The sequence below is a fragment of the Mariprofundus sp. EBB-1 genome, assembly GCF_003665155.1.
Taxonomy (GTDB): Bacteria; Pseudomonadota; Zetaproteobacteria; order Mariprofundales; family Mariprofundaceae; genus Mariprofundus.
Window position 1 is genome coordinate 1 of record NZ_RCFQ01000046.1, and the last position, 11,693, is coordinate 11,693.

Consider the following 11,693-nt stretch of genomic DNA (forward strand, 5'->3'; position numbering starts at 1 on the left):
CGCTTAACGGTTGTGTGAACAAAAGGGCATTGGCGTTAGATCATGGTCAGCATAAACAATTAATATTGGAGCTTCAGAAAGAAGGAAATTTAAGTGGAGATGACTTTACGGTTTTGTGTCGGGCATATTATCGGTCAGGAGAATATAAACAGTTTTTTTCATGCGTAGACCGTTTTAAATCTAGATATAAAAACGTTGAGTATGATTGGAGTTGGAGTAAGCAAGCGACAACAAAAGTTGTAGGAACCAATTTATTTGTCGAATCTGATTTGGCGTTGGCATATTTTGAACTCCAAAATTATCATCAAGCTCTTGAGCACGCTAATTATGCTGTATTTTGGATAGAGGATAAGCATGCCAAGACAACTAACATCTTTGACAGCCTGTATGGAAATAGCTTTGCACTGCAAAGTTTGAGAGTTAGGCCACTAGAAACTGCCGCTCTGGCTAGTATTTCTTTGGGTCAAGATGCTGCTGCAAATGCATCTATTCATAAGCTAGAAGGCATAACAAATTCTCTTCATAACGGTATTTTTGGAGCTGGAGTTAATTGGAGTGTTCGAGACCATGCTCGCCTTGCACTTATGCGAATTTATGTCCAAATGGGCAATTATGGCAAAGCTAGGGAGCTTCTTGATGCTTTGGAGAATTCAGCAGGCTTAGCAACAGAGGGTTTTAATGACCTTGCTGGTATTTTATTGTCACCAGTTATTGCACCTATGCAAAAGATTGGTACAGGCAGCGCAAATATTCTGGAAGCATCAAAACACAATACATTTGATATGCGTAAAAATATTGCCCAAGCAACACTTTCAGTCGAAATTTATGCTTATTCGGGCAATGTTGACGACAGTATAAAAATACTTGATAATATTTTAGCTAATTCTCCCATATCAGACATTCCATCTTATTATTGGGTGAGTCTCTATAATCGTGGTTCATATCATTTAACTAAAGGCGAAATAGAACAGGCCATTGTAAAATTCCAAAAATCTATTGGTGTCATTGAAGATCAGCGCTCCACTATTGTTAATGATACTTATAAAATGGGTTTTGCAGGTGATAAACAGACTGTTTACTCTGATTTGGTTACCGCATTGATGGATGTAGGCCGCTACGATGAAGCCTTTGCCTATGCAGAACGTGGTAAAGCCCGTGCTTTGGTCGATATGTTGGCAAGTAAGAAGAAATTTTCTGGAGGGGATGTTTTGAGTGTCTCTGAACAGAATCAATTGTTAGCTCAATTGGACACCGCTGAAGCGAAGTTTCGTGTGATTAGTGGTAATGATGTTGATCGTTCTAGCACTAGAAGTGTAGTCATTAAGAATCGTGAGGCATTGATTCAACAAGCTCCAGAATTATCTTCATTGGTCACTGTAGCTGCCCCTGATGTGAAAGAGATTCAAAACCTATTGCCTGCGGGTGAGACTCTGATTGAATACTACGGTTCAGGGAACAATCTCTTTGCCTTTGTGGTATCCAAAGAAGGCATTCAAGGAGTGAAGCTTAAAGCTAAAGGGTTAGCTGCTGATGTAGCCTCATTTAGAGAAGCAATTCTTCATCCAAAGAGCGCGGCATATAAAACGAGTGGTAAGAAGCTTTATAACAGATTGATTACACCTATAAGTAATGGCATTAATGGCAAGAATATTACCATCGTTCCTCATGGTGCTTTGCATTATGTACCTTTCTCAGCGCTTACAGCAGGCAAAGGCTTTTTGATTGATCGTTATAATCTTCGAGTTCTTCCATCTGCATCAGTGATGAAGTTTTTGAAAGTGAACAAAAACAAGGCAGGGACATTGCTTGCATTGGGCAACCCTGATTTGGGAGATAAGAAGTTTGATCTTCCTTTTGCCGAGAAAGAAGCGATCAAAGTATCCAAACGTATGAAAGGCTCTAAGCTTCTACTTAGAGGGAGTGCCACTGAAACTGCAATCAAGAGCTACGGGAATTCTTTCAAATACTTGCACTTTGCTTCCCATGGAACCTTTGATGCAGAGAAGCCTCTTAACTCAGGACTTCTGTTAGCTAAAGATGCTCAGAATGATGGAATACTCACTGTTGGAGAGCTTTACGATCTTAATCTCAATGCTGACCTAGTAACCTTATCAGCTTGTGAAACTGCTTTGGGTAAGATTGCTAATGGTGATGATGTTGTAGGCTTCACGCGTGGTTTTTTGTACGCAGGAGCTAGTTCTATCGTCTCAAGCTTGTGGCAGGTTGATGATGCTGCCACATCGGTATTGATGCAGAGCTTCTATGACAACTTGGGTAAAACAGACAAACGCTCTGCACTTCGCAATGCTCAGTTAACTACTAAGTCCAAATATACTCACCCTTATTATTGGGCTGCATTCCAGATTACAGGAGCTATAAAATAGGATGATCTGAGTGTCCGCTTCTGGCCGGAAACGGCCATTCGCCCCTCTTGGTACTGTGATTTTCTAATCTAACCTTGGGGAGTACACCATTAGTAGATGATGGGAACCTGCGGCGGCAATTTCCAATACACGCCGCGCCTGCATTTGGCCTCGGATATCGGCCATATCTTCACTACAGACCGGCTGATCATTCAGTTCAGCCACATGATCAGCCACACGCAGCATTTTGCTACCACCCAAATGCTGGGCTACTGCCAACAGATGCTCAGCCGGATAGATTTCCATATCCTGCACTGCAGCAGCTTCCACAACATTGCCTATCGGCACAATCACCTTGGTAAAGCCCTGATCACGAGCAAACAACACCAGAGGTAACACCCCGCGCACACTGTTGAGCCGCCCATCCAATGCCAGTTCGCCAATAAGAAACACATCATCTTTTGCCAAGCTTGTTGCACTACGTATGATCTGAGCGGAAGCCATCAACAAACCAATCGCAATGGCCAGATCAAAATGTGAGCCATCTTTACGTTTATCTGCGGGTGCCAGATTGACTGTAATGCGGCGCAAAGGAAATTCAAAACCAGAATTGGTCACCGCCGCCCGCACCCGATCACGCGCCTCACGTACTGCCCCCTCAGGCAAACCTACCAATGACCAACATGGCAATCCGCGAGAGAGATCCACCTCAACATCCACGGCTTCAGCATCAAGTCCGCGAATCGAGGCACTGCAAAGTCTGGCTAACATATGTTAATTGTAGCCTATCGGCAGCGTTATAACAGAAAAACTCAGCTAGCATGGTCATCTCCCCATCGGCTCTCTACGATCACCCTAAGTTTGACAGGCTCCCAGCAATTTTTCTAATGTCATATCAACATCAGCCGGGTTATAACCAAACGGCCCTTGCTGACCACAATATACAACCCGATCTTCATGGATAATATATAATCGGATAGGCCATGAGTTGTATGCCTTTAACAGCGAATCTTGCATGGAATCAAGCACAAGCTGCATATCAAAATGCTTCTTCTCCATGAGCCACTCTGCCATTTTTTTGCGTTCATTAATGTTTTTTGCATAAGAGAAACAAAAGTCCTTCTCGTTTGTATATTCTACATCACTGAGATACTGATCAACCAATTTCCAACCATCTTCAGTATGTGCCTCTGCTGTGTAAATAGTTAAAAAATTCACATCGTGATGCTGCCATTTTTTCATAAGCGTTTGGATTTCGCTTATGCGCTTTCTATGGTGCGGACAGCTATAAGAAGCAAAATTTAAGACGAGTAGTTTTTCTCCAAAGAAGGAGGAGAGAGCAACTGCTTCACCTTGCATTGTGATCACTGTTCCATCGGGCGCTTTACTGCCTACAGGTACGCCTTCTCGCCCCTGTGTCCAGCGTAGAAAGGCCTTATCGGCGGAACTATTTTTTTTATCTCCGGCTAAGCCTGCTGATTTTATAATACTCAACATTTCATCGATATAAAACGTATCAGGAAATTTTTTACTTAAAGGATAAATACCTACCAGTGCAGACAGTAAAATAAGTAGGCCAACAAAGAAACATGCCCATACTCCATAGACCGATGCATTCATCATGCCTGCAAAGAGAAAAGCAATGCCTGAAAGAGGCATCGTAATGGCTTGAATCATGATGGCACGCTTGATTTCAACAGGAATTTGAGCTCCCTTATAAAGGATGCGAACAGGCCCTACAAAACCAAGCAGCAATAAGAGTACGCCCAAAACAAACATAGCATCCCTATATTGTGGCGGTATTACTTCATGCGATAACAGATACATGACGGAAAAGAACAACAATGTCAGTCCAATCATCACAAGGGTAGCGCTTAATAATCGAAGCACTAAATATGCTGGTATTTTCAAGCTATTTCTCCTGAATGCATTATGCATAACGCCTCAATAACCGACCCTTCTTTGCTTTCTCAAGCGCAACGTTGATTGACCTGTTAGCCGTCACTTTACTCCATTGTGCTGTGGTACAACTCAGGCAGAACCAGAATTATCATCGTTCTTGAGCTCGGCAAATTTCGCTGCCATGGTGGGATTCTTTTTGGTTAATTTTTTAACAGTTAAGTCGTCGGCCTTGTTGTTGGCCAGACGCAGGTTATTTTCAGAACCAAGCAACGCATCCTTGGTCTTCTGAAGATGGTCGATAGTTTTGTCGATCTCCTGAATAGCTGTTTTAAATTTCCTGGATGCCAGCTCGTAGTTCCGGGCGAAACCTGACCTGAACAGATCAAGCTCGCTCTCAAAGTTTGTAATATCCACATTCTGTGCTTTCACTATCGCTAATTCAGTTTTGTATTTCAGTGAGTTCTGGGCAGCGTTTCGCAACAATGTAATGATCGGAATAAAAAATTGCGGTCGGATAACATACATCTTTGGATAGCGGTGAGACACATCGACAATACCTGAATTATAAAGCTCACTATCAGGCTCAAGAAGAGATACGAGCACCGCATATTCACACTGCTTTTCATTACGATCCTTGTCGAGTTCTTTAAGAAAATCTTCGTTTTTCTTCTTGGTCGCTGTTTCATCATTTTCGTTCTTCATCTCAAACATAATCGAAACGATTTCAGTGGCAGACTCATCTGAATCGCGAAAGATGTAGTCGCCCTTGCTACCACTACGTGCATCGTTGTCTTTTTCAAAATATGCTTTGGGGAATGCGGTTGCGCGAATACGATTAAATTCGGTTTCGCAGTGTTGCTCAAGGGTTTCTCCAACCATCTTGGTTGACAGCCGGGCCTTCATATCGCGGAGGCGCTCAATCTCGTCTTCACGGTCCTTAATCTGCGTCTCATACTTATCTTTGAGCGATTTCTCAGCCAGTTGCTTCTCTAACATCGCTCGTTCCAGGTCACTTTTCAATTGATCGCGCCCCTTCTCGACTTCATTCACCGCCTCAGAGATTGCATGCTTCTGCGCAGCCTCATTTGCCTTGAGCTCTGCCGTTAATGCTTGAATTTCTGCATCCTTTTTAGCAGAACTGTCTTGAAGTTGGTTGGAGTGCTTTGCCTCAGTTAACGCCAAAGCAGCTTCGTTATGTTGCCCGGCCCGCTTTAGTTCACTGGCCAATGCATCGCGTTCTTTTTCAACAGCTTTCATAGCCTCAGCCACAGCAAGTTGCTGCGCAACCTCACCAGCATCTAATTTTGCCTTCAAGCTTTGAATTTCAGCGTCCTTGTCTGCTGCTGCTTTCTGCATTTGGCTGCCGACTTTTTCCTTGGTAAGTTCAACTGCATTGATCTTATCTTTCTCGGCCAACGCAAGCCTTTCATGCAACTGTTGCTCAAATTCACTATCGCGAACCTGTTTCAGAATATTTGCATACCCAGCCTCATCAATTTTGAATGCTTTCTTACAGTGGGGGCAGATGATTTCGTGCATGACTATATATCCTCTATTTTCGCAGTTCTCTATGTGACGGTTAACGATCGGCATGAAGGACGCAAGCGTAATGGCATCCTTCTCTTTGCGTTGCTTGGACCATTTCCTATAGGCAGGTGCCGATTCATCAACGCCTACCTGGCAAGCCTGCTCTAACCATAGACCATCATCAAAATAAATTCATTGATCCTTATCCCCCCCCACTCCATATGCTTGCATTAACATATTTTTCACGTTTCATATCTAAGCTTCGAAAGGTATTATTGCGGCATTGAATCATCGTTTATCGGCATCTTTTTTGCTTAGGCTTCAGCATGAAGAGTAATCAATATTCCTACGTATATTCATGTGCATAACAATCCATTCCACGCTCACTCCGAGGTTCCACATTGTCTGACACAATGATTCTGGTCATCAATACCGGCAGCTCTTCCATCAAGATGGCATTGATCGATATGCCATCAGAAACACAACTGGCTGAAGCGATGGCACAGCGCCTTGGTGATCAGAAAGCATCCCTGTCGCTAAGCTTTCATGGCAAAATAGAGCAGATAAATATTGCCGGTGCCGATCATGAAACAGCCATGCAACAAATGCTCGATGCGCTGTTTGCGCGGGTGGATAAAAATAGTATTGCAGCGTTTGGACACAGGGTTGTACATGGCGGTGAAAAATTCATTGCACCAACCGTACTTAACGCAGCAGTCATGGCAGAAATTGAAGCACTCTCACGCTTGGCTCCACTGCATAACCCTGCCAATCTCCTGGGCATACGCGCTGCGATAAAACAGTTACCGGATATCCCGCATATCGCTGTCTTTGATACCGCTTTTCATCATGCTATGCCTGAACACGCCAGTCTCTATGCTGTGCCCTATCACTGGTACACCGAATACGGCGTGCGCCGTTATGGTTTTCACGGCACCAGTCATCATTATGTTGCCCAGCAGGCTGCTGCAAAGCTCGGACGTAAAATTGATGCATGCAATATCATCACTGCCCATCTGGGTAATGGCTGCAGTGCCACTGCCATTAAAAATGGCATCAGTGTAGATACCACCATGGGTATGACACCACTGGAAGGCCTCGTTATGGGCACCCGCAGTGGAGATATCGATCCCGGCCTGCATGACTATATTGCCCGTCAGAGTGGCAGTTCTTTAGAAACGATCACCAACACACTTAACCGCGAATCGGGGCTACTTGGCATTTCCGGCCAGAGCAATGATATGCGCACACTGCTGGATGCTGCCGCCAAATATGATGACGACATACATAATCAGACATACAAGCGGGCGGCGCTGGCAGTGGATATGTTCTGCTATCGGCTAGCCAAATCACTAGCAGGACTAAGCGTGGCTCTGGGATCTATCGACGCCATCGTTTTCACCGGCGGTATTGGTGAACACTCCAGCCATATTCGTGCTAAAACAGTAGCACAATTATCACTGTTAGGTGTTAGTATCGATGCCGAAAAAAATGACGAGCACGGCAAACATTCAGATGGTTTCATCCACAGCGCGACAGATTCCATTCCTGTGTTGGTGATCGCAACCAATGAAGAGAAAATGATTGCCCGTTATGTCAACAATGTTTTAACCCGAGAGGAACACCAATCATGAGTCACGCCTTTTTCCTGGCTTCCACAGGAGCCGGTGCGGGTTTAACCACCGTCAGCCTTGGACTCGTTCGCGCACTGGACCGACTTGGCATTCGCACCAGTTTTTATAAACCCTTTGCACAATTGCATGAAGGTGACCAGGGGCCTGAACGTTCAACGCTGCTGATTGAACACATGACAGGTATTAAACCACCGCACCCGATCAGTTTGAGGCGGGCCGAGTCTCTGCTTGGTGCCGGGAAATTGGGTTTACTGATGGAAGAGGTAGTTGCCTTGTATCGGCAGAGTGCGCGCCACGCTGATGTGGTGATTATTGAAGGCTTGGTTGCTGATAATCACGCCGGTTATGCCACACGACTCAATGTTGCAGTGAGCAAAGCACTCGATGCGGAAGTGATTCTGGTGGCAAAACCTGAGCCGGATATGGAAGAGTATATCGATATTTCCGCCAACGCATTTTCCGATGATAACGGTACAGCATTGATCGGTACGATTCTCAACAAGGTGGGTATGCCCAACGATAAACAACCGACCCTGTTGATGGCTGATGGTCTGCAATCTGATACCGCACAGCCTATTCCATTAGAATCAGAGCTACTGCCGATTGATGCCATACAAGCAACAGACAAAGTTCACAAAAATCATTTTTCACAACATCCCATGTGCCAGACACTAAGCAGTAAACCATTCCATTTTATCGGTGCTATTCCATGGCAACATCCACTCACCGCTTTACGCATGTGTGATGTCGCCGCCTATCTCGATGCGGAGATTCTAAACGAGGGCTATTTGCAGGAGCGGCGCGTAGAGCGCATGGAGCTCTGTGCTCGCACCCTGGTCAATACACTCAGTGTGTATCAACCACACACCCTACTCATTTTTCCGGGCGATCGTGACGATGTGTTTGTCGCAGCATGTATGTCTGCCATGAACGGTGTACGGCTGGCCGGCATCCTGCTGACAGGTGGGTTCAAACCGCATCCACGTATCATGGCCCTGTGTCATCAGGCCATTCAAACCGGCCTTCCACTACTGCTGGTGGAAGGCACCTCATTCAATACCGCTGCAAAACTGATCAATATGCCGCCGGAAGTAGCCGTGGATGATCTTGATCTCATCAATAAGGGAATGGACCATGTTGCCGATCATCTGGATGCTGACTGGTTAAAAGCACGCTGTGCAATCGAGCGCAAACCACGCCTCTCCCCTGCTGCATTTCGTTATCAGCTTATCCAACAGGCCAGCAAAACAAAACGGCGTATTGTACTGCCTGAAGGTGAAGAACCACGCACTATCATGGCCGCCTATCAATGCCAGCAGCGCGGCATCGCAGACTGTATCCTGCTCGGAGATCCTGAGCGTATTCATCAGGTCGCAGCCTCACAGGGCATCTCATTGGATGATGTCCGCATTATCAATAAGGCTGATGTTATCGAAGACTATATCGAACCGATGGTCGCCTTGCGTCAACACAAAGGCATGACCCGCACTATCGCTAAAGATCAACTGCAGAGCCGTATAGCACTCGGCACAATGATGCTGGCACTCGATGATGTGGATGGGCTGGTAGCAGGTGCGCTGCACTCAACCGCCAACACTGTGCGTCCGGCTTTCCAGTTGATTGGCACCAGCGCATCAGCTGAACTGGTTTCTTCCATCTTTTTCATGTGCCTGCCTGATCAGGTTGTGGTGTATGGTGATTGCGCCATCAACCCCGACCCCAACGCAGAACAACTGGCCGATATTGCCATTCAAAGTGCCGATTCAGCCAGCCGCTTCGGACTCGATTCAAGAGTCGCTATGATCAGTTACAGCACAGGTGAATCAGGTACAGGACTTGATGTGGATAAAGTACGTCAGGCTACCAAAATTGTACGCCAGCGCAGGCCTGACCTGCTTGTTGATGGGCCACTGCAATATGATGCCGCAGCCATTACCTCGGTAGGCAAAAGCAAAGCACCCGATAGTAAGGTGGCAGGCAAAGCCAATGTATTTATATTCCCCGATTTGAATACTGGCAACACCACCTACAAAGCGGTTCAGCGCAGTGCCAGCGTAGTCAGCATCGGTCCGATGTTGCAGGGCTTACGCAAACCGGTGAATGATCTATCGCGCGGCGCAACGGTTGAAGATATTGTCTATACCATTGCATTAACCGCGATTCAGGCTGGTTAATAGTTAGTGATCAAGTTGATCTGTTTTTCCCTTTGAATGTGCCCCATAATGCGTTCACACGTTTTTTCATGGCCAGATAAAATGGTTTTCCAAGCAATAACAGACTGGTAAAAAAACAGACTTCCGCGACTACCAACACTGCTGCTGTGGCAACAGCAATGGTTTCAACATCACTATCGACTACAAAGGGCAAGGCAAACGGCACTGTCCACAATACCCATGAGAACCAGAACAAGAACAGGCCAAACAGACGCTTCATCTGCTGTTTGGCGTCTGCCTGATCATTCAACCGATTTCATGACCTGAATGAAAGATCACCGTATGGGTTGGATATTCCAAACCTTCCAGCGGCAGTTGCGATTCATAGGCTGCAACCTTCTCCCGTTTTGCATTGGTCTCAGGATGTTTGGCAATCAGGAATGAGCAGATATCACAATACTCCTCAATCGAAATATCATAGGTGCCGATGCGGCGACCAAGCGCGATAATCTCTTCTTTATCCGCACCAATCAGTGGCGGCAACAACGGTAAGTCGGAGGCATCATAAATGGCATGAATATTGGCCAGCGTCTGACTGGCGACCTGGCCCAACGAATCACCTGTCACCAATGCCTGACCGCGCTCTTCACGCGCAATCAATGCAGCAGAGCGAATCATCTGGCGTTTATAAATAATCATACGGTATTCAGCCGGCACCAGTGCAATAGCATGACGCTGAAATTCTTCCAGATCGATCATATACAGCTTTACCCGGCCCTGATAACGCGACACCTGAGCAGCCAGGTCTTTAATCTTGGCAAAATCACGATTGATGGTGCTGTTATAGAGATGCACCAACACCACTTCCATGCCACGTTTCATCATCGTATACGCTGCTACCGGTGAATCGATACCGCCGGAGAAAAGCACCACACCACGCCCTGATGTACCCACAGGCAAACCGCCAATACCCTGGATTTTACGGGTATAGATATAGACCGATTTTGCACCGACTTCGACACGCACATCGATTTCAGGATTATCAAGATTCACAGACAATTCCAGTTTTGTTTTAAGATAGCCACCCACCTCAAAATTCAATTCAGGTGAAGTGATCGGAAACCCTTTATTGCTGCGCCTGCTACTCACACGGAACGGTTTACCCGCCACATGTTCTCCGAAATCTTCCAATACCGCAGCTTTGGCCGCTTGTTGAATGGTCGCCAATTCCGGTTTGCACTCGTGCACCACCGAAAAATTACGAATACCCGGCAATAGCGCCAACAGATCCAGTAACTCATCGGAGATCACTTCAACATCAGCCGTCATGCGACCATGTTCGCGGTAAAAACCATTCGGTTTCAACACAGGTTTAATCACCCGCTTAATATTTTGCGCCATTTTGCGCTCAAACGTGGAACGGTTTTTGCCTTTTAACGAAAGCTCACCGAAATGAAATAATATCTTAGCCATAGCCGCGCAACCTAATTACTTGCATCAGAAGTTACAGTCATTTCATAGATTCGCTTTAAACAAAGAGATTTATCCTTAGATCCCAACACTAAGACTCGCCACTTTACATCAAAAACAATTCAGAAATCACCAATGAATGAAAGCCTGGCCCCGTCAACGATGATCTCACCGGAAATTCCGGCACTCATTTCAAAATGAGAAAATCAGCCTTGATCCATGGTAAGAAAATGCATGCCAGCATCAGCGTGATAAAGAACAGGAGCTTTAACCATCTGTTTTTTGAACCATTACTACTTGTCAGGTTCTTATGAAAGCTTATAAAAATCGTAAACGCTATATTCAGAACAACACCAGCCAGAAAATATTGTAACAACTCCGCCTGAAATCCTGCTTTGCCATAATTATAAATCGCATAACCGGGAATCAGCCCCCATATAGAGAACCCGATTGCAGCAAGTGTTCCCACGCCATGCACATAGATCGTATCGCACCATTTCCGAACGCTCTTGTTCAGGAATATGAGGAACACAACTTCTGAAAAAAGGAACGTGAGCACTGAAAAATAGATAAAGAAAAATGCAGTCTGGATAGACCCCTTTCCAAGCAAATTATCCATGGCAACACGCATAAACGTGCCAGGT

General features: G+C 45.6%; 9 protein-coding genes. 3 read left to right on the top strand and 6 right to left on the bottom strand.

Going from position 1 to position 11,693, the window contains the following annotated elements; genetic code table 11:
• Positions 1 to 2,384: CHAT domain-containing protein (locus D8Y20_RS12935; protein ID WP_236075447.1), on the top strand; the 2,384-nt coding region annotated here is incomplete at its 5' end.
• 63 nt (positions 2,385 to 2,447) lie between these two features.
• On the opposite strand, the gene D8Y20_RS12940 is transcribed toward D8Y20_RS12935, so the two are convergent.
• The 3 genes from D8Y20_RS12940 to D8Y20_RS12950 form a co-directional block, all read right to left on the bottom strand.
• The gene (locus D8Y20_RS12940) at positions 2,448 to 3,134 is read right to left on the bottom strand and encodes a magnesium chelatase domain-containing protein (RefSeq protein WP_121544135.1); all 687 of its coding nucleotides are present in this window, start codon (positions 3,132 to 3,134) and stop codon (positions 2,448 to 2,450) included.
• 84 nt (positions 3,135 to 3,218) lie between these two features.
• Positions 3,219 to 4,274, bottom strand: coding sequence for a deiodinase-like protein (locus D8Y20_RS12945; RefSeq protein WP_161957647.1), 1,056 nt, complete (start codon positions 4,272 to 4,274; stop codon positions 3,219 to 3,221).
• A 120-nt stretch (positions 4,275 to 4,394) separates the two neighbouring features.
• The gene (locus tag D8Y20_RS12950) at positions 4,395 to 5,804 is read right to left on the bottom strand and encodes a DUF2130 domain-containing protein (RefSeq protein WP_121544137.1); all 1,410 of its coding nucleotides are present in this window, start codon (positions 5,802 to 5,804) and stop codon (positions 4,395 to 4,397) included.
• Positions 5,805 to 6,205: 401 nt separating this feature from the next.
• Here D8Y20_RS12950 and D8Y20_RS12955 point away from each other — a divergent pair, with 401 nt between their 5' ends.
• Positions 6,206 to 7,426 carry an acetate/propionate family kinase gene (locus tag D8Y20_RS12955; RefSeq protein ID WP_121544138.1) on the top strand — a complete coding sequence of 407 codons (1,221 nt, stop codon included), beginning with the start codon at positions 6,206 to 6,208 and terminating at the stop codon, positions 7,424 to 7,426.
• Positions 7,423 to 9,600, top strand: coding sequence for a phosphate acetyltransferase (gene pta, locus D8Y20_RS12960; RefSeq protein WP_121544139.1), 2,178 nt, complete (start codon positions 7,423 to 7,425; stop codon positions 9,598 to 9,600). The genes D8Y20_RS12955 and pta overlap by 4 nt, the downstream gene beginning before the upstream one ends.
• Before the next feature lie 10 nt (positions 9,601 to 9,610).
• On the opposite strand, the gene D8Y20_RS12965 is transcribed toward pta, so the two are convergent.
• The 3 genes from D8Y20_RS12965 to D8Y20_RS12975 all read right to left on the bottom strand — a co-directional run.
• Positions 9,611 to 9,889: a hypothetical protein gene (locus D8Y20_RS12965; RefSeq protein ID WP_121544140.1), complete on the bottom strand. Its 279-nt coding sequence runs from the start codon at positions 9,887 to 9,889 to the stop codon at positions 9,611 to 9,613.
• Complete coding sequence (gene thiI, locus D8Y20_RS12970; protein ID WP_121544141.1) at positions 9,886 to 11,052, bottom strand: tRNA uracil 4-sulfurtransferase ThiI; 1,167 nt, start codon at positions 11,050 to 11,052, stop codon at positions 9,886 to 9,888. Before thiI ends, D8Y20_RS12965 begins: the two co-directional genes overlap by 4 nt.
• Before the next feature lie 184 nt (positions 11,053 to 11,236).
• The coding region (locus D8Y20_RS12975; protein ID WP_236075449.1) for a hypothetical protein at positions 11,237 to 11,693 on the bottom strand (457 nt) is incomplete at its 5' end.

Excerpts from the sequence above, each read along its gene's own strand:
- thiI (WP_121544141.1), bottom strand. The coding sequence starts at position 11,052 with ATGGCTAAGATATTATTTCATTTCGGTGAGCTTTCGTTAAAAGGCAAA.
- D8Y20_RS12940 (WP_121544135.1), bottom strand. The coding sequence starts at position 3,134 with ATGTTAGCCAGACTTTGCAGTGCCTCGATTCGCGGACTTGATGCTGAA.
- D8Y20_RS12955 (WP_121544138.1), top strand. The coding sequence starts at position 6,206 with ATGATTCTGGTCATCAATACCGGCAGCTCTTCCATCAAGATGGCATTG.
- D8Y20_RS12950 (WP_121544137.1), bottom strand. The coding sequence starts at position 5,804 with ATGCACGAAATCATCTGCCCCCACTGTAAGAAAGCATTCAAAATTGAT.
- pta (WP_121544139.1), top strand. The coding sequence starts at position 7,423 with ATGAGTCACGCCTTTTTCCTGGCTTCCACAGGAGCCGGTGCGGGTTTA.